Genomic DNA, 24,149 nt, shown 5'->3' with positions numbered 1-24,149 from the left:
AATCTTTGTCCTTTTTCAGAATTGGTATGCAATAGTTCTCTGCACAAAATTTCTAATTTTCAATACGTTTTTCGGGTTTACAAAAGAATCCCGATCTGTGACTAATCTGTGACTTTTCTTATGTTATAAGGATAGACATACCAAACTCAGCCGGAAGAGTTTGAGGAAAGGCATAAATTGGATATTGGATAGAGGACAATAATTAAAATTATGGCAAATAAAGACCTTATAAAAACTTATATTATCCGAATTTACAGGTACAGGAAAAGGGATCCCAAATTCCTCGTTGGGACCGTAGAAGAGGTTGGCTTTTACGGGAAAAAAGCTTTTTCCAACAGAGATGAGCTGTGGGAGATCATGAATTACGGTAAAATCGGGACAGGCGAAACCTATGAAACAAAAGAGAAAGCTATGGGTAAAAAACTTAAAAAATTACATAATTAAAAGGATGGAACAATGAAAAAATATAAAAGTAAAAAATTAAATTTGTTAGGTACGATCATGGTTATTACGATTTTCATAGTATCTGGGTGTCAGGGTAGTAAAAGCGGAGTTGGACAGACTATTGTATCTTCTGCGACTACATCAGGCGGTCTTGCAACAATAAATACCGGCGATCTGGTGATAGCCTTTATTCCAAATGGTAATACCGTGAATATTGTACCGCTATCTCAAAAAGGTTCTTCTTTTACCATCTCTTCTTATCAGCAGCACTCTCTCGGAGTGATGTCGTCAGGCCCTACACAAACTACCATAACCACATCGTTCGCGGTGGATAGCTGTGCTGCAGACGGTAAAAACCTCAGAGTTGTGTGCGTTGGCTACGACAGCTCAAAAATAGCAATTATAGATGTAGCCGGCTATATAAGCAATGGTTCTGCACCTACGGTAACCGAGCCTGATCTTGGTAATACGGTATATTCAAGTTTCAGCGGAGGAAGCTGCCTTGACTGCGGTGTTATCATAGATCCGGTTGATCACGGATTCATAGTTTCCTCGGGAGACGGATACCGGGTCGTCGATTATACAGGTAAGGTGACAAAACAGTTTCTGTCTGATCTGACTGCTACTATACCCGTTGACCTCTCAACCGAAAATTTCGGTTATGATCCTGCCGCTAATATGATATATTCCCCGGAATATGCTGATTCGGGATCAATAACATCTACAGATGAATATCTGTGGGTGATAGATATAAACAAAAGCAAGGTTTACCACTGGTCTAAAAGGATGGTGGATACAAACACGGACCCAGCCAATGGAATTCCTGAGCTTAATAGTACGGGTATTGGCTCACTTACCGCGGATGCGGTTTCAGTAGATCCATCTACCGACCTAATTACAATAGGACATGAATGGACGCCGCTTTTACTGGTTCTCAATATGAATGCAGCCGCGTTCAATGATTCAACAGCTACATTTGATGCTCCGTATGCAGTTGTTCCCCTGCAAAATGTGTATTCTCCAAGCGGTTACCTTACAACCGGCATGGTAGTAGAATCATCAAGCCATATCATGTTTCTTGAGGGGGAATTCGGAGATGATATCGGTGCGGCACAGATGCCGACAACATCCACATCAGGAGGCATCACTATAACATCCTACACGTCGGCTCAAATTCCAACACCAACGACCGTGTGTCCTTCGGTTTCTTCGTGGAGCAATGTCGGAGATCCACACGGGCTTTCTGCATTTACTGCTGTAATCAACAAACAGCCCATGGGACTCCTGATAGACAGTTCAAAGTCCTGTCTTGCCATAGTAGACCTTAACAAACTCCTTAACGCCCCAAAGCAGCCGGGAACGAACACTGTCTCTCCAACCTACGATTTAATATCCAATGGAGTAATCAGTTTTATAGCCATGTAAAATAACTTAAGCATAAAGGAGGAAACAATGAAAAAAATAAGATTGAGGAAGGTATGAAAAGCAAAAAGACAAATGTAATAAGTAAAATAGTTTTAGGTGTATGTCTTGCTATGTTTTTAATAGTATGATATTAGAACATTAAAATCGGAGGTAAATTATGAAACAATTAAAATTATTATCAATAATTCTGCTTATGGGTAGTATAGCGTTAGGCTGCGGATCATCAGGAGGTTCGTCTTCATCGGGTACTCAGGTTAGCGGCAGTTTAAATTCATTACCAAACGCACAGCTTACAGTTAGCAATATCGGCAGCGCTGCAAGCCAGGCACTGAAAGTGAATCAGGATGCAACAAACTATGCAAGTCAGAGCACAAGTGTAAGTTCAATTACAAACAGTACCAATGGAAATCCAAATAATCTTCCTGCATTTGGAGGATTATCAATGATTACACAAAATCCATCCAAGCTTGTGGTCAGTCCGTCTTACTTGAAACAAACAGTTCTTGATCAATTAAAATCGTTTAAAATTCTTCAGTATGCTAGTTGCAATACCCAGCCGGTTGTCACGAATAACAGTTCAACAAGCGGGAGCACAACCTATGTTGATATAACATCCACGTGGAGTAATGAAACATGCTCTTCCGGAGGTATAAGCTTTACTTTTAATGGCACAATTTCATGGACAGGTACTTATGATTCAAGTGCCGGTTCAGCAAACCTGAAACTCATATACACGAATTTTAATTTTGGTGAAACCTACTCCGGCACTTCAATGAGTATGACATGGAATGGGGGTTTTACCTTCACAGGCAGCAACATGATAAGCGGCGCTTCAAATGCTCAGTATACGGAAGATGGAAAGCTTAATCTTACCGGGATATACTCGAGCGCGCAAGGGATTATAGGGTTATCAGGATGGTTTAGTATTGATGATACATTCACCGGAAATACTTCATTCTTTACCCTTGTTTTGAATGAAGGGAATGAATTTGATGTAGCAAGCGGAAGTGAGTCTGCCCGGATTGGAGAATACCTGCAAACAACCCCGTCTCTAACCATATCAACTACAAGTAGCACAACGGTATTGAATGGAAGTGGAACCGCGGGTATTGCCTATATTATCAATGGAAAAAGCTTTACAACAGGTACAACATCCTATTCAGGCAAATACTCTTTTGCATTCAATAACCTCACTTATGATAATGCTATATGTCCTTATTGCCCTTCAAGCGGTACTCTTACCCTGACAAGCGGAACCGAGACCTTTGTTTTTAATTATAATAGCACCAGCTGCAATACTGGACAGTGCTGTGCCGATGTAACCGGTGCTTCATCTCCGGTATGCTGGTAATGGGCATATAATAGTATAAATTACTACACATAAATTAATGATTTTGCAGGGGTTCCAAGTTTTGAACCCCTGCCCGGTTTCATATAGTATAAATCGAATGTGTAGATGATTTATGTAAAAAAGGTGTATTAAAAAATGCTCAAAATTTATAGGGCTTTTTTTATATTTATGAATAATGCTGTTAGCTTTTCTTTTGATTTTTTACCTGGAGATGCCTCGACGCCGCTTGATACATCAATACCATAAGGCTTATATGTCTGTACTATCTCAGCAACATTCTCCGGTGTTATGCCGCCCGATAAAATAAACTTGATACCTATAGAAAGGTTTTTAAGGAATGCATGGTCAAACCGCTTACCGGACCCGCCGTGAAGGGATGTATGGCTGTCGAGTAGAACATATTGAAGCCCTGATCCGTTTACTTCTTCAATAGAATCCTTGTCTTTTATATTGAATGCCTTTATTGCCTTATTCCCAAACATCCTAACAGTACTTATGGGTTCATTTCCATGAAGCTGTACGTAATCCAGCCCAGTGTCTGTTATGAGTGACTTAACAGTATTAATATCTTCATCAACAAATACGCCGACCGAACTGACAAAAGGAGGCAGTTTTTCTATTATTTGTTTAGCCTGTTCAGGCAGGATGTATCGCGGGCTTTTTTTATAAAATACAAAGCCCAGAGCATCTGCACCATGTTCGCATGCTGCCACGGCATCGCTTAAAGATGTTATACCGCAAATCTTGATCTTCACTCATTCTTTCCAATCTTTGTTATCTTCAGCAGAGACAATCCTATGTGATTGCCCTTTAGTTCGGTGCATATAATATAGGGCAGACATACATATCTACCCTACCTTGCTATATCTATACCACCGGCAGTTCCTTTAGCGATTTTTTTATTTCTGCCTCCGGGTATTCATAATCCCTTAATTTACCCTTTAGATAACTATCATAAGCGGAAAGGTCAAAATGTCCATGTCCGCTTAAATTAAGCAGGATTACCCTTTCTTTGCCTTCTTCTTTTGCCTTTTTAGCCTCATTTATAGCACCGAGTATTGCATGGGCTGACTCAGGCGCCGGTATTATGCCCTCTGTTCTTGCAAATGTTATAGCTGCTTCAAACACCGGAAGCTGGTTGTATGCAACAGCTTCTATAATGCCTTCGTTGTAGAACTGGCTGACAAGAGGTGAATCTCCATGATATCTCAAGCCGCCTGCATGTATGCCTGGAGGCACAAAACTGTGGCCAAGCGTGTACATCTTTATGAGCGGTGTTAGTCCTGCCTCATCACCAAAATCGTAGGTGTACGGGCCCTTTGTGAGGGTAGGACATGATGCAGGCTCTACTGCAATGGCTCTGACCTTTTTCCCTGCAAACTTGTCCATGAGGAAGGGGAATGCAATGCCGCCGAAGTTACTTCCACCTCCGCACGATGCAATGACAATATCCGGATAATCATTGATCTTCTTAAATTGCTCCTTGGCTTCCAGCCCTATAACACTCTGATGTATTAACACATGGTTAAGGACACTGCCGAGTGAATAGTTCGTGTCCGCGTGCGTTGCCGCGTCTTCGACTGCCTCACTTATGGCTATGCCGAGACTGCCGGGTGATGATGGATCCATCTCAAGGACCTTTTTCCCTGCGTTGGTAAGGTTTGTTGGACTTGCATGAACATTTGCTCCCCATGTCTCCATCATAATCTTTCTGTACGGCTTCTGGTCATAACTTACACGTACCATGTAAACCGTAACATCCAGCCCGAAGAACCTGCCGGCCATTGCAAGCGCACTTCCCCATTGTCCTGCACCAGTTTCAGTTGCAAGCCTTTTAATGCCTTCCTTTTTGTTGTAATACGCCTGTGCTACAGAGGTGTTCGGCTTATGGCTGCCAGGGGGGCTGAAGCTCTCGTTCTTGTAATATATCCTTGCGGGTGTCTTGAGGTATGCCTCAAGATTATGCGCCCTGAACATGGGTGATGGTCTCCATAAGGCATAAACCTTTAATACCTCTTCGGGTATGTCTATCCATCTTTTCGTTGAGACCTCCTGCTCGATAAGTCCCATCGGGAATATGGGCTTCAGGTCATCTGGTGTAACGGGTTTTTTTGTGCCGGGATGCAATACCGCTGCAGGCGGGTTTGGCATGTCCGCCATAATGTTATACCATCTTCTCGGTATCTCTGTTTCATCCAGTATTATCTTTGTCTGCATATTTATCTCCTTTACTTGAAAGAACTTATTCTAAATTTATCTATAAACTCTTTTAACTTTTTTGAAGGTGATGACGCACGCATAAATGTCTCGCCTATGAGAAAACCGTCTATGCCGAGTTTCATAAACTCCAGTATAATGTCTGTAGATGTAATGCCGCTTTCTGCCACAGTAAACACATTGTCTGGTATATAATTTATAAGAGATGCGATTGTGTCAAGCGATACATTAAAAGTATCAAGGTTTCTTGTGTTTATGCCTATTATCCTTGCACCTGCATCAATTGCCGTCTTAAGCTCATTTTCATTATGAATCTCAACGAGAGGCTCCATGCCCAGCTGCCTTGAAAGCTCTAAATAATGATTAACGGCTTTATCTAAGATTTTAACAATCAAAAGTATCGTATCGGCGCCGTTTGCCCTTGATTCGTAAATCTGGAACTCGTCTACAATGAAATCCTTACGAAGTACCGGGATAGTCACGGCATTCTTTACCGTAATCATATCGGAGATGCTGCCTTCAAAATATTCCTCATCGGTTAAAACAGATATTGCACACGCACCCGCGGACTCAAAATCTGTTGCAACCTGTTTCACATCTATGCCGGAGGCTATAACGCCTTTGGAGGGTGACCTTTTTTTGATTTCTGCAATTATACGCGGAGGCACATTCGCAGAGAGAGTTTCTATAAAAGAGAGCGGATGTTTTATACTGTCTATAGCTTTGATCAGTGATCCAATACCGGTATGCTGTTTTTTGATCCCGACTTCTCTTTTTTTTGTATTAACGATGTCATTAAGAAAATCTATTTTATCAGTCATTTAAGATTATCCTCATTACTAAGTTTTTTCAAACCGTCAAGTTTTTTCAAAGCTAAGCCGGAATCTATACTCTCTCTTGCAGCGATAATTGCATCGTGCAGATTATCTTTAATATTTGCAATATAAATTGCAAATGCTGCATTCAATTCCGCTATGTCCCTCATTGCTCCACCGGCACCGTTCAATATGTCCATTATAATTGCTGCATTACGGTCTGCGTCCCCTCCAAGAAGTTTTTCAGGTGAGCAGCATTTATAACCATACTCTTCTGGATCAAATTTATATGTTTTGATACGGTCGTTTTTAAGCTCCGATATGGTTGTCTTACCAGTAAGAGTAATTTCATCAGTTCCATCGTCGCCGTGAACAACACAAGCAGCAATACTTCCGAGGTTATGTAATACATGGGCTATCTTTTCTGTCATCGTTCCATCATATATACCAATTACCTGATACTTTGCTTCAGCAGGATTTGTAAGCGGTCCAAGCATATTAAAAATAGTTCTTATGCCGATCTGCTGTCTTGGTCCTATAGCATACTTCATCGCACCGTGATAAATCGGCGCAAACAAAAAACACATACCTATGGTTTCAATCGCGTGCCGCGCCTTTCCCGCGCCCATTTTGACATTTATTCCAAGAGCCTCAAGCACATCGGCACTCCCACTTTTAGAGGAGACGGAACGATTGCCGTGCTTGGCGATAAAAACGCCTGCACCTGCCGCTATAAATGATGCTGCTGTGGATACATTGAACGTACCTTTGCGATCTCCGCCTGTACCGCACGTATCAACCAATACCTTTTTTGATGAATATACCTTTGTTGCCTTATCTCTCATAACCTTTGCAGCACCCGTTATCTCTTCTACGGTTTCGCCTTTGATTCTAAGCGCTGTGATGAATGAAGCGATCTGGGCATCCGTTGCATTGCCCGACATGATTTCATCAATAACAAGCTCCATCTCATTCTCCGAAAGGGATATATGTTCCGTTACCTTTTCAATCGCTTCTTTTATCATGTCTATTCCTTAACCAATTTTATAAAATTCTCAAGTAACTTTTTACCGTTTGCAGTCAGTATAGATTCCGGATGAAACTGAACACCTTCTATGATAAGACTCTTATGTCTTATTGCCATTATTTCCTGATCCTCTTCAGACTCTGCATCAATGACAAATTCATCAGACAATGTTTTTCTGTCTATTACAAGAGAGTGGTACCTTGTAGCCGTGAATGGATTGTCAAGCCCCATAAATATCGTTTTACCGTCATGCTTTATCTGAGACGTTTTCCCATGGTAGATCTTCTGCGCTTTAATTATGTCCGCACCGAATGCGTAACCTATTGCCTGATGACCGAGGCATACACCGAGTATGGGATAAATACCGGCGTATTGCTTTATGGCGTCAACGGATATACCGGCTTCTGCCGGTGTTGACGGGCCGGGAGATATAACGATTGCATTTATATCGAGGGTTTTTATATCTTTAACTTTTATACGATCATTCCTGAATACAATCACTTCAACCCCGAGTTCACCAAAGTACTGAACAAGATTATAGGTAAAAGAATCATAGTTATCGATCATAAGTATCTTCATAAAAGCTATTTTATCTCTCCGGATTTTTTCAGGGCGTCCATCAAAGCCTGAGCCTTTGATCGTGTTTCGGAATACTCGTTTTCGGGCTGGGAGTCGTATACTATACCTGCACCGGACTGTATATAAACGCCTTTTTTATCGACAAATGCAGTTCTTATCGCAATACACGTATCCATACTCCCTGTATAACTGATATAGCCGACAGCGCCGCCGTAAGGTCCCCTGTTGTCCTTTTCGAGATGTTCTATGATTTCCATCGCTTTAACTTTTGGAGCACCCGAAAGTGTCCCCGCGGGGAATGTTGCCTTCAGGATATCCACGGCATCCTTATCATCAAGTGCAGCACCTCTTACCTCCGATACTATGTGCATAACGTGCGAATACCTTTCCACGATCATAAGTTCATCGACCCGTACGCTGCCTGTTTTCGCAATTCTTCCGATATCGTTTCTGGCAAGATCCACCAGCATAACGTGTTCCGCTTTTTCCTTTTTATCTTCGAGCAATTCCTTTTCCAGTGCTTCATCTTCTTCCCGTGTTTTCCCGCGTTTTCTTGTGCCTGCAATGGGTCTTATGGTGACCCAGCCCCCCTCGAACCGTACAAGCACCTCAGGGGAAGAACCGATAAGATATTTATCTCCGAGATCAAAATAAAACATATAGGGTGAAGGGTTGATAAGTCTCAGTGCCCTATAAAAAGAAACGAGGTCTATTTTTGAGGGTGAGAAGAACCTCTGCGACAATACGACCTGAATAATATCGCCCTCCATTATGCGTGATTTCCCTTCGATAACCATCCGTTCATATTCCTGCTGCGTCATATTCGATCCGAATGGTTTAATTTTATTGATCTTCCGTTTCTTTGCTGCTTGAAGCGGCCGGTTGAGTATGGAAATAACCCTTTTTACGGAGGCCGCTGCAGTATCGTACGCACTCTTTGTATTACCTTTCTGTATAAAGGCATTTGATAGGACGATCATGGTGTGTCTGAGATTATCAAAGATCACGAGTTTATCCGTAAAAAGCAGGAAGACATCATCAAAATCGGGCGACCGTTTCTTTAGAGCAGGAACTTTCTCAAAGGTTTTTACGACATCGTAACCGAAATAGCCGACAGCACCGCCTACAAACCTCGGCAGGCCTTTTATGATTGCTGGATTGTATCGTTTCAGTTCCGTTTTTAAAAGTCCGAGCGGGTCAGGAACATCATGATGTATCTTTGTTTTCCCGTTTTCTGTTATAAAAACATCCCGGTTTTTTATCCTGAACATAACCGACGGCTCGAAGCCTATAAAACTATACCGTGCCCATTTTTCACCGCCTTCCACGCTCTCAAGAAGGAATGGGTAATTCAAATGTTTCAGTTTTAACAGTACGGAGACCGGCGTTTCCACATCGGATAGGATCTCCGTATAAACAGGGATAAGATTTGCATGCTCCGCAAGTTTTAAAAAATCTTCATAAGACGGATAAATGTGATTACTCTCCATTATTCAAACCTCTGTCCATAAAAAACATTGTAATGATCATACCAATGCCTTTCAAAGTGCCTATAATAACAGACTTTTCAAATTTTAAATAAATCATGTCAAACACTTTAGCTCCCGAAATATAATTCTTGCCGAAATTCTAACATATATAGCACAAACTAAGCAAGAAATGAACATCATCGCCGCAGGCAGCGAGGTATCTGCAGCTCGTGTGGGCAGCTCATTGTTCCGCTTAAAACAAAGTTATTTGACATTGCATAAAAATGATTGGATATAATCTTTTATGTACTGCATATTTCTTTCCGATGCACATTTGCATGGTAAGGATGACCCAAATCAGCGAATAATGGTAAGGTTTTTTAAAAGCCTGGAGAACGAGCCTCCAGATGCACTGTTTTTGCTTGGTGATATATTTGATTTTTGGATAAGCCCCGGCGGGTTAATCGATCCCGTTTATGTATCTTTGCTTGACAGCCTTAAAAATCTTTCTGAAAAGGGCGTCAGGCTGTACTATGCGGTCGGCAATCATGATTTCTTTGTAAAAGATGTGTTAAAAAATATATTTGATGTTGAAATAATAGACAGAGATTATGATACCACTATCAACGGGAAAAGATTTCATATAACGCACGGAGATACAATCGATTATACGGATAAAGGCTATAGGTTTTTAAGAGCCGTTTTAAGAAGCAGGTTTGCACGTATAATTGTTCAGATTGTTCCTGTAATGATGCTGAAAAATATCGCAGCATGGCTGTCAAAGCAAAGCAGAGATGTATGGACAGCAAAAAGAGAAATGCCTGCTCATGTACTTGATGAATACATAGAAAAAAAGGCAATGCAGGGCATTGAAGTGCTCATTGCGGGACATTTCCACAAGCCTTTGATAAGGGAACTTTTTTTCGGAGAAAGACATATAAAGTATGTTAACACAGGCAATTGGTTCAATGACTATACATATGTTATTGTAAGGGATGATAGAATTGATCTGAAGTTTTTTAGGTGATCAAAACGCAGATGGCTATAACAATCGGAGGCTTAATTCATCACATAGTCTTTCAGAATATTAAAAAGCCCGCCATCGCACTTTTCAACTTTGATTGACATTTTTATAAACATATTGAAAATGCAGTATAATAGATTTAATTTACACTTAAAAGGAGAACATACATATATGCATCCGATCCTATTTCACTACGGTCCAATAACAATTCATACCTACGGGGTTGCAATGGCTTCAGCGTTCATAGTTGCAATCTACCTAGCTACGAGAAAGGCCAAAAAACTTGCTCTTGATCCAAACATTGTCCTCGATATGAGCTTCTGGATCATGATCGGTTCTATCTTAGGCGCGAGGGTTGTATTCATAATAACATTATGGCATTACTATATGCAGCATCCGCTTGAGATGCTCGAGATCTGGAAAGGCGGGCTCGTTTTTTATGGGGGTTTATTCGGCGGAGTCCTTGCTATACTGATTTATATAAAATGGGTAAAAGCAAGCTTTTTTAAATATGCGGATTTAATCTCCCCATACCTAGGGCTTGGCTATGCAATACATCGTACCTTTGGATGTTACATGAATGGCTGCTGTTTTGGTAAACCTACTACACTTCCATGGCCACTTGGCTCTATATTCTCACCTAACAGTGATGCCGGCCTTGCCTATCCAGGCCAGAGATTATACTCTACAGAACTTTTTGAGGCGGTTAACGGGCTGATCCTGTTTGGATTTTTATTATGGTACGAAAAGAAATTCAAAAAGAATGACGGCGAGCTTGTAGGGCTTTTTCTGATTCTATATTCGTTTAACAGATTTATTATAGAATTTTTCAGGGGTGATACTATCCGTAGATTTGTAGGCCCTCTTTCAACATCACAGTTTATAGCAATACCCACATTTATGGTAGGATGGATAATATTTATCTGGGCAAGGACAAAGAAAACAAAAAATGAATCTACCAAAGTACAGGGAAATAAATAAAGCAAGAAGGATACTTGGATTACCTTATATAGCAACAATTGATCATATAAAGGATGCTTATCACAGATTGGCCAGGCAGTATCATCCCGATAAATGTGAGGATAAGAATAAGGATTTTTGCACTAAAAAGATGGCAGAGATCAATTACGCTTATAAGCTATTAATGGATTATACTCATAACTATAGATATTTTCTTACAGAGGATGAATACAAAAGACAGGATCCTGAATACGCGTTGAAAAGATTTTATAACTCATTTAAGTGAAGTTCCTATAGCACGATATCGGAGGTACAAATGCTTGATACAATATTCAATCCGGAAAGTATAGCCCTCATAGGTGCATCAAAGGTACCGGGTAAGGTCGGATACAGCATGATCAAGAATATCATAGAAGGGGGATACAAAGGCAGGGTCTATCCTGTTAATCCATCCGCTAACGAGATACTCGGGGTAAAGGTTTATCCGGATATTAAAAGCATACCCGACCCAATATCGCTCGCAGTGTTTATGATACCGCCCAAAGCAATAATAGCTTCACTAAAGGATTGTGCAGAAAAGGGTGCAAGATACATTATTGTAATATCGGCAGGGTTCAAAGAGATTGGGCATGAAGGCGCTCTACTTGAGAGAGAATTGCAAGAACAGGCAAAGAACTATGGAATGAGAGTGGTTGGACCAAATTGCCTTGGAGTCATCGACAGCAAGAGTAAATTGAATGCAAGTTTTGCTGCGGACATGCCCATTGCAGGGAATATCTCAATCATATCACAATCCGGCGCTTTATTGACCGCTGTTTTAGACTGGTCTTTAGAGAATGATATCGGTTTTTCTAAATTCATAAGTCTTGGCAATAAGGCGGATCTTAATGAAGCGGATTTTATAGAGTATCTGTCGGAAGACCCCGATACAAAGGTCATACTTGGATACATAGAAGGTGTATCGGATGGAAAAACATTTATAGAAAAGTCTTACATAGCTTCAAAGAAAAAACCCGTAATACTGATCAAGGCGGGTGGAACAAAAGTAGGTGCAAGGGCATCATCGTCTCATACGGGAACCCTTGCAGGCTCTGATGCAGCCTTTAATGCCGCGTTTAAACAATCAGGGGTAATAAGGGCACAGACAATTGAGGAGTTATTTAATATAGGCAGGCTGCTCGAAACCCAGCCGCTGCCTGATGAAGAGGGGTTGGCCATCATTACCAATGCCGGCGGTCCCGGAATAATAACCGCCGATGCATCGGAAAGATTAAATATAAGTCTTGCCCATCTTAGCGATGATAGCATGCTTGCCCTTAAAAAGGTACTCCCGGCATCTGCAGCGTTTGGTGATCCTTATGATATAATCGGCGATGCAAGAGAAGACAGGTACAGGGCAGCTCTTGAAATTATTACTAAGGATAAAGGCGTTGCCGGTGTTTTTGTTTTACTTACACCTCAGGACATGACAGAGATAAATAAAACCGCCGAGGTCGTTGTAGATATATCAAGACGTGCAAATAAAACAATACTCGGTGGATTTATGGGCGGGAAGGACGTTGCCTCAGGCATAGAGATACTTACAAAAGGCGGAGTCCCAAACTTTGTATTCCCGGAACCGGCAATGACCGCATATAGAACTGTACTCGATTATAAAGAATGGATTAAAAAGCCTGCAAAAACTTATAGAAATTTTGAAGTCGATATAAAAAAGGTAAAAGGACTTCTGCAGACGGTACAATCATCTGGGAGGTCAAGTCTTGTAGACGTTGAGGCACGCGAGATTGTAGAGGCGTATGGTTTTAAAACACCAAAAAGCGGACTTGCAAGAACATCACAAGAAGCAAGGGCTTTTGCCGAATCAATAGGTTATCCTGTTGTTATGAAAATAGCCTCACCCGATGTACTGCACAAAACGGATGTCGGGGGCGTGGTTATAGGGATACAGAATGTATCGGAACTTGAAACCGCATTCCAGAGTATCACGGGTAACGTTAAAAAGTTTATGCCGGATGCGAAGATATGGGGTGTTGTCGTTCAACAGATGCTTAAGACAGGGACTGAAACAATTATTGGAATGCATATCGATCCAAATTTTGGTCCACTAATGATGTTTGGACTTGGGGGCATATATGTTGAAGTGTTAAAGGACGTTTCATTCAGAGTAGCGCCGGTTGCCGAGGCAGAGGTTCAGGATATGATAAGAGAGATAAGATCATTTCCTTTGCTGCAGGGGGTCAGGGGTGAGAAGAAACGGGATATTAATGCGATTGCAGAGGCAATATTGAGGTTATCACAGCTTGTGACCGATAATCCTGAAATAGTGGAAATGGATGTAAATCCACTGCTTGTCCAGGGTGAGGGTGAAGGTGCAATAGCAATAGATGCCAGAATTGCAATAAAATATTAAGGAGGCTTTTATGGTTCCCTTTTTTATAAGTTCTACAAACAGCTATTCGGGTAAAACCCTCTTATCAATAATTCTCGGTAAGATACTTCAATCGCATCATAATAAAGTGGGTTATATGAGAATTATAGGCAAATCGGTGGCAGGAACCGGCGCAGCACTTTATGATATAGATACTGCATTTGTAAGAAGTATGCTTGGGATTCCAGACCCTATTGATAAAATGACCCCTGTTGTTGTAACGCATGATCTGCTCTCATCCGTTCTTAAAGGAAAGGATTTTGACGGCATGCGGCTATTTAGATCTGCCTATGAAACCCTTTCTAACGGCAAGGATGTAATGATTATAAGCGGTGCTCAAAATCTTTATGAGGGTCTTTCTATGAAGATCAGCGATCTCATAGTTATAAAATCCTTAAATATCCAGACAGTTCTTATTGATCCTTATAGAGACGAGGTTTGCATTGATTGCATACTATCCGCAAAGGAGCTGCTCGGGAATAGGCTTGCAGGTGTTATTATCAACAGGGTAACGGCTGATGATATAGAATTTGTCGGAAGGACGGTAGTTCATTATCTTGAGGGAAAAGGGATAAAGGTATTTGGCGTAATACCGAGAGAGCCCTTGATCGAGTCTGTTTCTATCAGACAAATCATGGATACAGTAGGCGGTGAGATGCTTTCAGGCCATGATAAGTTAGATGAATTAATTGAGAATCTTGTTGTCGGAGCCATGGACGTGGAAAATGCATTAAAGAACTTCATAAAAAGTAAAAACAAGGCAGTTATAACAGGCGCAAACAGAGCAGATATAATTATAGCAGCTCTGGAAACATCTACAAAATGCCTTATCCTTACAGGAGACATATTGCCCAATGAAATCGTACTCGGCAGGGCAAAGGCAATGGGAGTGCCGATAATGCATGTAAAATACGATACACTTACAACCATATCAAGGATTGAATCTATAATAGGAAAAATACGGGTGGCAAGGGAGGATCAGGTTAAAAAAGGTTATGAACTTATAAGTAAACATGTGGATACAAACAGCCTGTTCTCCGCTGTAGGGGTCAAGGTTAAGTAGAAGCTATTTTTTTATAAGTTTTACATTATCAACAGCATCTATTGATTCTAAGTTTACCTGAATAGAGCCGTAAGGCGTCATACCATAACACATCCATAAGCCGCTCACGGTAAGGCTAAGGGTTTTATCATCTTTAAAATGTACAATTGCGATAACAGGATGCTTATCCACTTTAAGCATAACCCCTGAAGGGGTGTGCGCGGCATTTGTAAAATCTATTGATGTAATATTGCTGAGAGGTACAATATTAAGTATTAACCCGTTGTAGCCCGATAGATAATCTTTCCCGTCTATACTGCCGTGCTCAACCGATGTTCTAACCCCAAGCTTATCTACAACAGTAAAGCTAAGATTTTTTGCCGGCATTGGTATACGTTCTGTCTTACCGCCGAGTATACCCATTGGGAAAGCCTGGACAGGCAGCATCAATATCAGAATAGTTATTATAAATGACAATCTATTCATTGAAAATTCACCTCTTCATTTGAATATCATAACAATCATATTCGGGCAAGCCAAAAGTTAACGAAGGTAAAAATGAATCACACTTGCATTCTTAATGCAGTGATAGAGCCGCCGGCTTATGTCATAGCGGTTCAATAACCCAAAATATGCATTTCAAAAAAGGCGGGCGGTATCCTCCTACAATGCTCTTCCAACGTACCTTTTAAAGTTATAGGAAAGCTTGTAGCTGCCTTTTATATACCGTGACGTAAGTAACTTTGCATTTTTTACTGCCTCCATTGTGTCGTAACCCTTTATCAGATAAGCAGTGATTGCTGACGAGAATATGCAACCAGTGCCGTGGACATCTTTATTTATTGCATTTGCTTTTAAAAAAATATGCTGTTTTTTATCCATATAAAGATCCGTGGCCTTCAGGATAAAATGCCCCCCCTTTATTACAACAGCAGGTACACCCTGATTCAGAAAATATTTGCCTGCCCTTATCATGTCATCTTTTTCATTCTCTCGATGTTGATTTTCGTAATAATCTTTGCCTCATGAATATTGGGAGTTATTATCGAACATAAAGGTATAAGTGCATAAAGTGACTTTAATGCATCATAGTTTAATAATTTACTGCCGCTTGATGATACAAGTACAGGATCAAGCACAACATTTTTTAGTTTATACGTATTAATGACATCTTTAACCAGATTTATGTTTTCTTTTGAATAAAGCATGCCGATTTTCATGCCGTGCATCTTTGTATTTGATAAACTTATGTCAATCAGTTTTTTGATTGTATGGGTTTTTATAGGAACTACATCTTTCACAACGTCTGTGTTTTCTATTACAAGTGCGGTGGGTATGGCGGACGCATGAATGCCGGCCGATGTTAATACCTTAATATCCATTAACAGCCCTGCACCTGCAACCGGATCAAAACCAGCAATAATAAGTGCGTTTCTGCTCATTGTTTATTTATGCTAAGTTTTGTCATCTTTGTTTTTAACGTATTCCTATTTATTCCGAGTATTCTTGAAGCCATTACCTGATTATTTTTTGCTGCTTTTAAAGCTGTTTCTATAAATGCCTTTTCAACAAGCGGCATGCCGAGAGAATACAAACCGGTAAGTTTTATGTTCGAATGCCTTGAGAATAGATGTGAAAGTTTTTTCTTTACAAGTTCATCAATCCCAAGCTCCTCTATTTCTTTCTCCAACACATCAACCTGTACACGCGAATCCCTGTTACTATTGTTCAATGATGAGATCGCTTTCAGTTCTCTGTATAGATTTATGACATCATAAGCCCTTTTAATAGATGCCTCTACAAAATGCTGTTTTAAAGGTTTTTGCAGTATATCAAACGCACCGTTGTTTAAAAGTTTTTTATAATTTGAGATCCTGTTTTTAGGTATAACGACTATCAAAATGCACGATTTAAGAGATGAGATCCGTTCTATTATTTCCAGAATCTCCATACCATACCCGCATATATCTATGAAGACAAGTTTAAACCCTCTTTTATGTATAATTTCAACAGCAGTTTTTTGTTCGGACGTTATGCGGCAGGTTAAACGATTTTTTCTCAGCACTTTTAGCAGTATAGGGGGTGGGAGTTTTTTTGAGAGAATGAATACTTTTATTCTATACATGCACTACACCATGAAAATGTTTTTCTAAATAATAAAAGTATTGATCTATGAGTTTGAATAGACTGCCGGCATCACTTATTAAAACAGCACGGCTTCTAAAATCAGAACTATTGGGTGCTCTCAGTAAAGGCGAGATTTCACTGCCTTTTGAATAATGAACAAGATGTTTTCTGAACAATTTTACGCCCTGTACCTCTCCATGGTACCCTATCATAAAATTAAGATGCCTGATGATGGTGTTTTTTACAAGTGTCAGTTCTGGCAGTGTAAAACTATTATTCTCCATATACTCATTGAGCAAACCAAATATCCAGGGTACACCTAATGCGCCTCTGCCAATCATGATACCTGCACATCCTGATTGTTCCAACATAAACTTTGCATCGTAGGGTGTGAGTATATCCCCGTTGCCGATTACCGGTATCCTTGAAATTTTTACGGCATCAGTCAATGTTTGCATATCAATACCTCTTTTAAACCCCTGCATCTTTGTTCTGAGATGTATCGCTATTGCATCGATCCCCTCCTCGTTTGCTATTTCGAGTATTTGAAGAACATTTTTTGATTTATCATCCCAGCCAATCCTTGTTTTAATCGTAAACGGAACAGTTATACCTGCCCTCATTTCCTTTATAATTTCTCTTACGAGTTCGGGCGACTTCATTAAAGCAGCGCCGGAACCGTTATTTACGACATTGCTTGCAGGGCATCCCATGTTAAGATCTATGATATCGGCACCGGAAGCGATTGCTATCCGGGCTGCATGCACAAGTATCCCAGGTTCTTTACCGAGCAATTGAATGGTCAAAGGTTTTTCTTCCTTTAGATGTGACATAAGGGCAAGCGTTTTTTTATTTGAATGGACAATCGCATCAGCACTTAATAGTTCCGTGTATACAAGTGATGCTCCATAAGATTTTACCATTCGTCTGAACGGACTATCCGTATACCCTGCAATGGGTGCCATTATAAATGGATTTTGGAATGCCAAATCACGAATTTTAAACATGCTTAATGATTAAGCATAACGTTAAAAAAAAATCAGCAAGTATTTTTGAATGAGCATCCTCGCCGAAAGCAGCAAGGTATCTGTTATACCAAAGTACGCTTACATACATTCTCCGGATTCCCGCTTTAGCGGGAATGACAACGTTGGCATTTTACCCAGGCGTAAACGCCGGAAAATTTTTTTGATTATATCTTTTGACAGTTTGTATAAATTTTGGTTTAAATATTATTTCAAAAGGATAAATTATGAATTATAATAATCAGATGGATGAAAATACCGTCTCATTCAGCATTGTGGATTTTTATATTAAATACGAAAAAATAATAATCACCATGTTTGTTGCGAGTTTTTTAAGTATTAGCTTTTATTACCTTGACTGGTATAATAATATATTATGGAAAGAGGGCAGCAGCTTTCATTATCTTAATACATGGATAGACCAATCAGTGCCATTCGAACCCGAATTTGTCTGGCTCTATTTACTGTACTATCCTTTTTGTTTCGCACCGATAATTCTATTAACAAACATAGATACATTCAGAAGGATCGCTTTTGCTTACCTGTTTGAAGATGTTATAGCTTTTATCGTGTTCATTGTTTATCCCACTAAAATGATCAGACCTGATATAGTTGTAAATTCAATTAGCACAGAAGCACTCTCACTGGTTTATAAGGTTGATCCGGGATTTAACGTGTTTCCAAGCCTTCATGTGGCTAATTCATTGCTTGTTGCCCTTATCTTTTATAGGTATAATAAAAAACTCGGTATCCTGTTTATGCTTATAGCAGTTTTGATTTCCATATCCACACTATATGTAAAACAGCATTACCTTGTTGACATTTTTGCAGGTGTGATTGATGCTTTGGTTGTTTATGCAATAGTGTTTAAAGGGCATATCCCTGTACATAAAATGTTTAAACCGGATGCAGTATGATGTTTAACAAAAGAAAACCGAAAATATTTATTACATTAATCTTTATTATTACAATACTTGGCTGCGGCAGTTCCAAAGGCTTGCATTTTATAGCAATGCCTCAAAACCTTACACTCACGAGCTCCAATTATTCGCTCATAATAAACAGATCGCCATTTGGCTTTACGGTAACATCCAATAATGTGCCGGTTTTCGCTTCAATACCATGTACTAATACGACCTTATCCAATGCTACGGGGAATTATGATATTAACGGGAAAGCAGGATGTGTGTTCTCTGCCTCGGGTTATAACACTATAACAAATGGAACTATTGTTTACCTCCAGGGCAGTAATACCGGTTTGATCTCATACACATTTTCATTATTAAACGATATGATAAAGATTGATATCTCAGCGCAGAACTCTAATGTTACGGGTGTTGGCGATAGTTTTTCTGTTGGAACAGCAGGACATTGGTACGGTCAGGGAGAGATTGGCAACTATATAGATCCGATTTCAGGAAATTCTCAAGCAGGCGCACAATGGTTTCCGCTTGAGCAGGGCAGTTTTACCAGGTGTCCATTACAGACCGGTGATCAAAATAATATCATAACACCGCTATGGTTAACTTCTAATGGTGCAGGATTGTTTGTAGACAGCTATGGACCTATGTGCGTAAGTCTCGATAATATTATGTTCAGTATTACAAGCACAACAAATAATTTTTCTTATTACATACTTGTGGATAAAGATATTCCGTCAACATATAAGGACTGGATCTCAACAAACTTTACTTATAAAAAGGCGTGGCAGCCTGTCCCCATACCTGCACCTCAGATGTTTCAAGGGCCTGTTTGGTCAACGTGGGCAGAATATCCGTTGTTCAATGTAAACCAATCGAACGTGCTTTCAATGGCACAGGACATAAAATCACTTGGTTTTACCTATTCGGTTTTAGAGATTGATGATACATGGCAGCCCGCATGGGGTGATACAGATTTCGATAAGACCAAATTCCCTGATCCAGCATCAATGATAGCACAACTGCATGATATGGGATTTAAGGTATCATTATGGGTTCCGCCCTTTGTTAATGACAATTCTTCAAACTTTAACACTTCAACAAAAAAATACTTTGTCCAGTCAACGAGCGGCGGAGTTTCACTTGTAGGATGGTGGGATACGTTCGGTAAAAAAGAAGCCGGTCTTATAAACTTTGCCGATCCGGATGCGATGAACTGGTGGGCCGGCTTGCTTGGCGGTATAATATCAACTTACGGCATTGACGGATTTAAATTCGACGCTGGCGAGGCAAACTGGTTTCCGCCCGGCGGGGTTACATCAGGCTATCTCTCATCAAACCGGTATGCTGATTTTTATATAACAATTAACAAGCATGTACCTGCAATGGAATTCAGATCAGGCTGGTTTGCGCAGGACAGCGGACAGATCATGCGTGAGTATGACAAAGATTCAACATGGGACATCAATAACGGCTTACAATCCGCACTTACACAGATGTTTGCACTTGAGCTTATTGGTTACCCTTTTGTGTTACCCGATATGATCGGCGGTAATGCATATACAGGTTATCCGAGTTCCGAACTTTATATAAGATGGGTTGAGATGAATGCGTTTATGCCGCTTATGCAGTTTTCCCTTACACCATGGAATCAAAATATATCAGGCTACACCACACAAACAACGACAGATATCTCAAAGCTTTATACCGGAATTCACCAATCACTATCAACTTATATGATGGGTCTTGCACAGAGCTCGGCACAAACAGGCATGCCCATGGTTAAGCCGCTCTTTTTTGATTATCCTTCCGACCAAAATACCTACACAATAGATGATGAATTCCTGCTCGGGGATAAGTATCTTGTATGCCCCGTATTTACAGCAGGTTCAACATCCAGGGATGTATACCTGCCCTCAGGGACATGGACTGATTACTTTACAAGCGGAACATTCACAGGGCCGGCAACTCTTAAAAATTACCCTGCCCCCTTGAATGTTATCCCCGTATTTGTGAATAAAGCAATCAAATAGTGATAGACAAACTCTTACAGTTACGATAACAGATACAGCAGGTCTACAGTAATGTGGGTTATGATTAATTAGTGTTACGAGGTAAATTATGACATATATACCGAGCAATGTGATTTCATTTAACATAGATAAGGATCAATTAAGGTCATACATAGGTGACATTGACAATGCAATACTTATCCAGTCTTCACAGATCGAGCCTGTAACTTTAATTGGAACAGCAGAAAGGTTATATTCAATATCTTTTACCGGCATTATACTGTGCGATCGGGCTGATGCCCAAAAGGTTGTCTATGTAAAAGACGGGGAACTCTATTTTGCCAGATCCAGTTTAAAAGATGAAAGGCTTGGAGAAACATTGTGCCGGATTGGGAAATTAACGATAGAAGGGCTTGAGAAGGCTTCAAAAGAAATCACAGCCACAAGAAGGCTTGGCAAGGTGCTTGTAGAGAGCAAATATATAACGCCAAAGGATCTGTGGATTGGTGTAAGGAGACAGATATTTGAGATATGGGGCAGTTATATATTACCTCAGGACGGCTGGTTTCATGTAATACAAACGAACATAGATTCCGGCAATATGATAAAGCCTGATACAAATATGGTAGATAATCTTTTTCAATACATAAGAGAGGTACACGATCAATTAAATGTTAACCTTTTATACGATAGCGTGATTTATCTAAATTCTATAAACAGTTTTTCCAAACCCACCGACATAGAAAAGGTAATATTAAAACAGATGATGGTTTCCAACAGCATAGCTGTCGACTCACTTGCAGAGAAAACCGATTTGAAAGTTCCTTTACTAATAGAAGCTCTAATACCGCTCGTTTATACGGGCAAATTGGGGATTAAAAAACCGGTTCTTAAAACCGAGTCAAAAACAGAAACTCAAAAATTTAATGAGCTTATCAATTTAACGAATACGATAATGACAAGTATTGCAGAAATCATGCAGCAAAAAGCGCCCGATGTAAATTTTAAGATCAGCGTTGCAGAATATGTAAGATCATCGGGAGGCATGTTTAAGGACTGTAAATTAAATGAAAAAGGCTGTTTTAATACTGAAGTGATACTCAAAGTTTATAAGGCATCACAAAACCTCTCACCTTATGAAGATGCAGTTCATTTTATTAAAGAGCTTATACACTTTGAACTGTTTGAAATGAAAAATTATCTCTCAAAAGAGCAAACCACAGAACTTGAGAATATAATATCTACACTTGCATAAAAAATGACAAAAAAGTATAATCTTGAAGAGCTCATAAAGGTTTTACACGATACAAATTTTGATGAGTTTGTTAAAAAGAAGTCGGAGTTTGACTTTGAGAATACATCACGACTGAATGTTATAAGCTTTGGTAAAACATTTATACTGCTCAAAAACGTATCCGATCATAAAGACGATAAGGATTTAAAGCCCGTTTTTATGGGTAATCTTGTCTATCTCAGTTCTGCTGATGTGTTTTCTATAATAAATATGCTGCAAAAAACAGGTATGCTTGTTATAAATTCGGCTGATAAAATCAAAGGTGTTTACTTTATGAAAGGCGAGATCGTGTTTGCATCATCCAATCAACCCGAAGAAAGACTTGGTTATCTGCTTTATAAAACCGGTAAGCTTTCTAAAGAACAGTGGGAAGAAGCTGAAAAAGCGATGGTCATGGGAGCAAGGTTCGGTTCAATTTTATTAAAAAATGAACTCATATTGCCGAAGAATTTATGGTGGGGTGTTAAATACCAGATTGAAGAGATTGTCTATAGTATTTTTGGCATTACATCGGGTGAGTTTTTTTTTCTTGAAGGCTTAATCCCAGAAGATGATCTGATAAGATTTTCATTGAATACACAGAATATGCTTATGGAAGGCTACAGGAGACTTGATGAATGGAAACTCATAATAGAGAGGGTTCCATCCGATGAAACAATGATAAGGCTATCAAGCAGGCTGCCGAACATAGAATTAACTCAAAGCATGAAATCAATAATAGAGGGAATAAACGGAGAGGCAAGCGTAGCTGATGTTGTGAGGTACAGCCAGCTTGGCAGGTTTAATACATATAAAATCCTGTACACACTTTTAAACGCCGGTTTTGTAGAGGTTGCCGGCACCCAAAAGAAAGAACAGACATTTGATGAAACAACAATAAAAATTATAAGCCTCATAAGGAAATACAATAAGATGTTTGAAAAGCTGTTTGCAACAATTAAAACCACCAATCCTGGGTTTGCGCATAATGAATTACTTGATAACTTTGTATCAGAATCATCTGAAAGGCTTAAAAAGCTGTATGAGAACGTAGGCATATCAGAGGATGGCGAACTTGACGAAGTAAAGCTTGTTATGAATCTTGACTCTATGAAACTTACAGAAACAGATTCCTTAAGTAAGGTTGTTGGTGTGGCGGAGCTTATGCTCTCTCAATATATGCTTGAAGGTTTGAATGAGTTTTTAAATTATCTGATTTTTATGGCAAAAAATCTTACGACATCAGAGACATTTGAGGAATTACATAAAGAGATAAAGGCTATACAGCAAGGGGCTTAGCATGGATTATGCAAAAAAGATCATATTGGCAATAGACGAAACATCGATAGACAGGATCAGGACAATAGTTGAGGCAACATCAAAGTATATCTCAACATACAAGCTCGGCAGTATTCCATTTACAGCGCATGGACCTATACCCGTAAGAGAGATAATTGACATGGGTAAAGATGTGTTTCTCGATTTAAAATATTTTGATATTCCAAACACGGTAAGCAAAGCAGTTGAACAGGCTATAAATCTTGGAGTAAGGATGATAACGCTGCATGCAATGGGTGGGGAAGAGATGCTGAAAAGGGCGGTAGAAGTAAATAGCGGAAGGTCAATGCTGTTTGCCGTAACAATACTCACAAGCATGGAGAATTCACAATTGTCTATAATAGGCATGAACGGCGATATTAAAGATATGGTAGTCGGACTTGCAAAAATGGCCGTTAATACGGGTATAGATGGTATTGTTGCGTCCGGTCGGGAAACATCATTATTAAGGGAGAGTTTTGGCAGAAAACCTGTTATTGTTGTTCCAGGTGTAAGGATGGATAATAACAGCAGAGATGATCAAAAACGTGTCGTAACTCCAAGAATGGCTTTTGAATCGGGGGCTGATTATATCGTTATTGGCAGGCCAGTAACAGAAAGCAGATACCCTGAAAAAGTATTAGAAGAAATCATCCAATCCTGTGAACTATACAAATAATGATGCTATATGATT

General features: G+C 39.8%; 22 protein-coding genes and 1 pseudogene. 13 read left to right on the top strand and 10 right to left on the bottom strand.

Annotation, left to right across the window (positions count from 1 at the left end):
- The first annotated feature begins 210 nt into the window (after nt 1-210).
- The 3 genes from M1381_02485 (at nt 211) to M1381_02475 (ending at nt 3,220) form a co-directional block, all read left to right on the top strand.
- On the top strand, nt 211-444 hold the full coding sequence (locus M1381_02485; protein ID MCL4477956.1) for a hypothetical protein: 234 nt from the start codon (nt 211-213) through the stop codon (nt 442-444).
- Between the two features lie 12 nt (nt 445-456).
- Entirely contained in the window at nt 457-1,869 is a 1,413-nt protein-coding gene (locus tag M1381_02480) for a hypothetical protein (protein ID MCL4477955.1), read from the top strand.
- A gap of 157 nt (nt 1,870-2,026) precedes the next feature.
- Nucleotides 2,027-3,220: a hypothetical protein gene (locus tag M1381_02475; GenBank protein ID MCL4477954.1), complete on the top strand. Its 1,194-nt coding sequence runs from the start codon at nt 2,027-2,029 to the stop codon at nt 3,218-3,220.
- A 146-nt stretch (nt 3,221-3,366) separates the two neighbouring features.
- Here the strand turns inward: M1381_02475 and M1381_02470 are convergent, their stop codons facing one another.
- The 6 genes from M1381_02470 to trpE form a co-directional block, all read right to left on the bottom strand.
- Nucleotides 3,367-3,975 carry a phosphoribosylanthranilate isomerase gene (locus tag M1381_02470; GenBank protein MCL4477953.1) on the bottom strand — a complete coding sequence of 203 codons (609 nt, stop codon included), beginning with the start codon at nt 3,973-3,975 and terminating at the stop codon, nt 3,367-3,369.
- A 112-nt stretch (nt 3,976-4,087) separates the two neighbouring features.
- The gene (locus M1381_02465) at nt 4,088-5,437 is read right to left on the bottom strand and encodes a TrpB-like pyridoxal phosphate-dependent enzyme (protein ID MCL4477952.1); all 1,350 of its coding nucleotides are present in this window, start codon (nt 5,435-5,437) and stop codon (nt 4,088-4,090) included.
- Between the two features lie 11 nt (nt 5,438-5,448).
- Nucleotides 5,449-6,258: an indole-3-glycerol phosphate synthase TrpC gene (gene trpC / locus M1381_02460; GenBank protein ID MCL4477951.1), complete on the bottom strand. Its 810-nt coding sequence runs from the start codon at nt 6,256-6,258 to the stop codon at nt 5,449-5,451.
- Nucleotides 6,255-7,277 (bottom strand): anthranilate phosphoribosyltransferase, encoded by a 1,023-nt coding sequence (gene trpD / locus M1381_02455; GenBank protein ID MCL4477950.1) that lies wholly within the window; start codon nt 7,275-7,277, stop codon nt 6,255-6,257. Before trpD ends, trpC begins: the two co-directional genes overlap by 4 nt.
- A gap of 2 nt (nt 7,278-7,279) precedes the next feature.
- A complete protein-coding gene (locus M1381_02450; GenBank protein MCL4477949.1) occupies nt 7,280-7,858 on the bottom strand; it encodes an aminodeoxychorismate/anthranilate synthase component II in 579 nt (192 codons plus the stop codon).
- Between the two features lie 5 nt (nt 7,859-7,863).
- On the bottom strand, nt 7,864-9,348 hold the full coding sequence (trpE, locus tag M1381_02445) for an anthranilate synthase component I (protein ID MCL4477948.1): 1,485 nt from the start codon (nt 9,346-9,348) through the stop codon (nt 7,864-7,866).
- Between the two features lie 283 nt (nt 9,349-9,631).
- Between trpE and M1381_02440 the strand changes: the two genes are divergently transcribed.
- The 5 genes from M1381_02440 to M1381_02420 all read left to right on the top strand — a co-directional run bounded on the left by M1381_02440 (nt 9,632) and on the right by M1381_02420 (nt 14,802).
- Nucleotides 9,632-10,354, top strand: a complete 723-nt coding sequence (locus tag M1381_02440; GenBank protein MCL4477947.1) for a UDP-2,3-diacylglucosamine diphosphatase — start codon at nt 9,632-9,634, stop codon at nt 10,352-10,354.
- 168 nt (nt 10,355-10,522) lie between these two features.
- Complete coding sequence (lgt, locus tag M1381_02435; GenBank protein MCL4477946.1) at nt 10,523-11,332, top strand: prolipoprotein diacylglyceryl transferase; 810 nt, start codon at nt 10,523-10,525, stop codon at nt 11,330-11,332.
- Complete coding sequence (locus M1381_02430; GenBank protein MCL4477945.1) at nt 11,301-11,597, top strand: DnaJ domain-containing protein; 297 nt, start codon at nt 11,301-11,303, stop codon at nt 11,595-11,597. The genes lgt and M1381_02430 overlap by 32 nt, the downstream gene beginning before the upstream one ends.
- Before the next feature lie 30 nt (nt 11,598-11,627).
- Complete coding sequence (locus M1381_02425) at nt 11,628-13,721, top strand: acetate--CoA ligase family protein (GenBank protein MCL4477944.1); 2,094 nt, start codon at nt 11,628-11,630, stop codon at nt 13,719-13,721.
- A 10-nt stretch (nt 13,722-13,731) separates the two neighbouring features.
- Nucleotides 13,732-14,802, top strand: coding sequence for a phosphotransacetylase family protein (locus M1381_02420; protein MCL4477943.1), 1,071 nt, complete (start codon nt 13,732-13,734; stop codon nt 14,800-14,802).
- A 3-nt stretch (nt 14,803-14,805) separates the two neighbouring features.
- Here the strand turns inward: M1381_02420 and M1381_02415 are convergent, their stop codons facing one another.
- The 4 genes and pseudogenes from M1381_02415 to dusB form a co-directional block, all read right to left on the bottom strand.
- On the bottom strand, nt 14,806-15,267 hold the full coding sequence (locus M1381_02415; GenBank protein MCL4477942.1) for a hypothetical protein: 462 nt from the start codon (nt 15,265-15,267) through the stop codon (nt 14,806-14,808).
- Nucleotides 15,268-15,444: 177 nt separating this feature from the next.
- Nucleotides 15,445-16,163 (bottom strand): annotated as a pseudogene (locus M1381_02410) (hydroxymethylpyrimidine/phosphomethylpyrimidine kinase).
- 56 nt (nt 16,164-16,219) lie between these two features.
- Nucleotides 16,220-16,906: a hypothetical protein gene (locus M1381_02405; GenBank protein ID MCL4477941.1), complete on the bottom strand. Its 687-nt coding sequence runs from the start codon at nt 16,904-16,906 to the stop codon at nt 16,220-16,222.
- Complete coding sequence (dusB, locus tag M1381_02400; protein ID MCL4477940.1) at nt 16,899-17,915, bottom strand: tRNA dihydrouridine synthase DusB; 1,017 nt, start codon at nt 17,913-17,915, stop codon at nt 16,899-16,901. The genes M1381_02405 and dusB overlap by 8 nt, the downstream gene beginning before the upstream one ends.
- Nucleotides 17,916-18,160: 245 nt before the next feature.
- Here dusB and M1381_02395 point away from each other — a divergent pair, with 245 nt between their 5' ends.
- From M1381_02395 to pyrF, 5 genes are all read left to right on the top strand, one after another.
- On the top strand, nt 18,161-18,850 hold the full coding sequence (locus tag M1381_02395; GenBank protein ID MCL4477939.1) for a phosphatase PAP2 family protein: 690 nt from the start codon (nt 18,161-18,163) through the stop codon (nt 18,848-18,850).
- Nucleotides 18,847-20,886: a glycoside hydrolase family 31 protein gene (locus M1381_02390; protein ID MCL4477938.1), complete on the top strand. Its 2,040-nt coding sequence runs from the start codon at nt 18,847-18,849 to the stop codon at nt 20,884-20,886. Before M1381_02395 ends, M1381_02390 begins: the two co-directional genes overlap by 4 nt.
- Nucleotides 20,887-20,974: 88 nt before the next feature.
- Nucleotides 20,975-22,120, top strand: a complete 1,146-nt coding sequence (locus M1381_02385; GenBank protein MCL4477937.1) for a hypothetical protein — start codon at nt 20,975-20,977, stop codon at nt 22,118-22,120.
- 3 nt (nt 22,121-22,123) lie between these two features.
- The gene (locus M1381_02380) at nt 22,124-23,437 is read left to right on the top strand and encodes a DUF4388 domain-containing protein (protein MCL4477936.1); all 1,314 of its coding nucleotides are present in this window, start codon (nt 22,124-22,126) and stop codon (nt 23,435-23,437) included.
- 1 nt (nt 23,438) lies between these two features.
- Nucleotides 23,439-24,134, top strand: coding sequence for an orotidine-5'-phosphate decarboxylase (gene pyrF / locus M1381_02375; protein ID MCL4477935.1), 696 nt, complete (start codon nt 23,439-23,441; stop codon nt 24,132-24,134).
- Nucleotides 24,135-24,149 lie beyond the last annotated feature (15 nt).

It is taken from the genome of Deltaproteobacteria bacterium (genome assembly GCA_023382265.1).
Taxonomy (GTDB): Bacteria; JAMCPX01; JAMCPX01; order JAMCPX01; family JAMCPX01; genus JAMCPX01.
The sequence above is the reverse complement of the archived record's forward strand: the minus strand, read 5'-3'. Positions and strand labels throughout refer to the sequence as shown.

What these genes read in the sequence shown, in the direction of transcription:
- M1381_02485 (MCL4477956.1), top strand. Translation starts at nt 211, where the DNA reads ATGGCAAATAAAGACCTTATAAAAACTTATATTATCCGAATTTACAGG.
- M1381_02480 (MCL4477955.1), top strand. Translation starts at nt 457, where the DNA reads ATGAAAAAATATAAAAGTAAAAAATTAAATTTGTTAGGTACGATCATG.
- M1381_02475 (MCL4477954.1), top strand. Translation starts at nt 2,027, where the DNA reads ATGAAACAATTAAAATTATTATCAATAATTCTGCTTATGGGTAGTATA.
- M1381_02465 (MCL4477952.1), bottom strand. Translation starts at nt 5,437, where the DNA reads ATGCAGACAAAGATAATACTGGATGAAACAGAGATACCGAGAAGATGG.
- trpC (MCL4477951.1), bottom strand. Translation starts at nt 6,258, where the DNA reads ATGACTGATAAAATAGATTTTCTTAATGACATCGTTAATACAAAAAAA.
- trpD (MCL4477950.1), bottom strand. Translation starts at nt 7,277, where the DNA reads ATGATAAAAGAAGCGATTGAAAAGGTAACGGAACATATATCCCTTTCG.
- M1381_02450 (MCL4477949.1), bottom strand. Translation starts at nt 7,858, where the DNA reads ATGAAGATACTTATGATCGATAACTATGATTCTTTTACCTATAATCTT.
- trpE (MCL4477948.1), bottom strand. Translation starts at nt 9,348, where the DNA reads ATGGAGAGTAATCACATTTATCCGTCTTATGAAGATTTTTTAAAACTT.
- M1381_02440 (MCL4477947.1), top strand. Translation starts at nt 9,632, where the DNA reads ATGTACTGCATATTTCTTTCCGATGCACATTTGCATGGTAAGGATGAC.
- lgt (MCL4477946.1), top strand. Translation starts at nt 10,523, where the DNA reads ATGCATCCGATCCTATTTCACTACGGTCCAATAACAATTCATACCTAC.
- M1381_02430 (MCL4477945.1), top strand. Translation starts at nt 11,301, where the DNA reads ATGAATCTACCAAAGTACAGGGAAATAAATAAAGCAAGAAGGATACTT.
- M1381_02425 (MCL4477944.1), top strand. Translation starts at nt 11,628, where the DNA reads ATGCTTGATACAATATTCAATCCGGAAAGTATAGCCCTCATAGGTGCA.
- M1381_02420 (MCL4477943.1), top strand. Translation starts at nt 13,732, where the DNA reads ATGGTTCCCTTTTTTATAAGTTCTACAAACAGCTATTCGGGTAAAACC.
- M1381_02415 (MCL4477942.1), bottom strand. Translation starts at nt 15,267, where the DNA reads ATGAATAGATTGTCATTTATAATAACTATTCTGATATTGATGCTGCCT.
- M1381_02405 (MCL4477941.1), bottom strand. Translation starts at nt 16,906, where the DNA reads ATGTATAGAATAAAAGTATTCATTCTCTCAAAAAAACTCCCACCCCCT.
- dusB (MCL4477940.1), bottom strand. Translation starts at nt 17,915, where the DNA reads ATGTTTAAAATTCGTGATTTGGCATTCCAAAATCCATTTATAATGGCA.
- M1381_02395 (MCL4477939.1), top strand. Translation starts at nt 18,161, where the DNA reads ATGAATTATAATAATCAGATGGATGAAAATACCGTCTCATTCAGCATT.
- M1381_02390 (MCL4477938.1), top strand. Translation starts at nt 18,847, where the DNA reads ATGATGTTTAACAAAAGAAAACCGAAAATATTTATTACATTAATCTTT.
- M1381_02385 (MCL4477937.1), top strand. Translation starts at nt 20,975, where the DNA reads ATGACATATATACCGAGCAATGTGATTTCATTTAACATAGATAAGGAT.
- M1381_02380 (MCL4477936.1), top strand. Translation starts at nt 22,124, where the DNA reads ATGACAAAAAAGTATAATCTTGAAGAGCTCATAAAGGTTTTACACGAT.
- pyrF (MCL4477935.1), top strand. Translation starts at nt 23,439, where the DNA reads ATGGATTATGCAAAAAAGATCATATTGGCAATAGACGAAACATCGATA.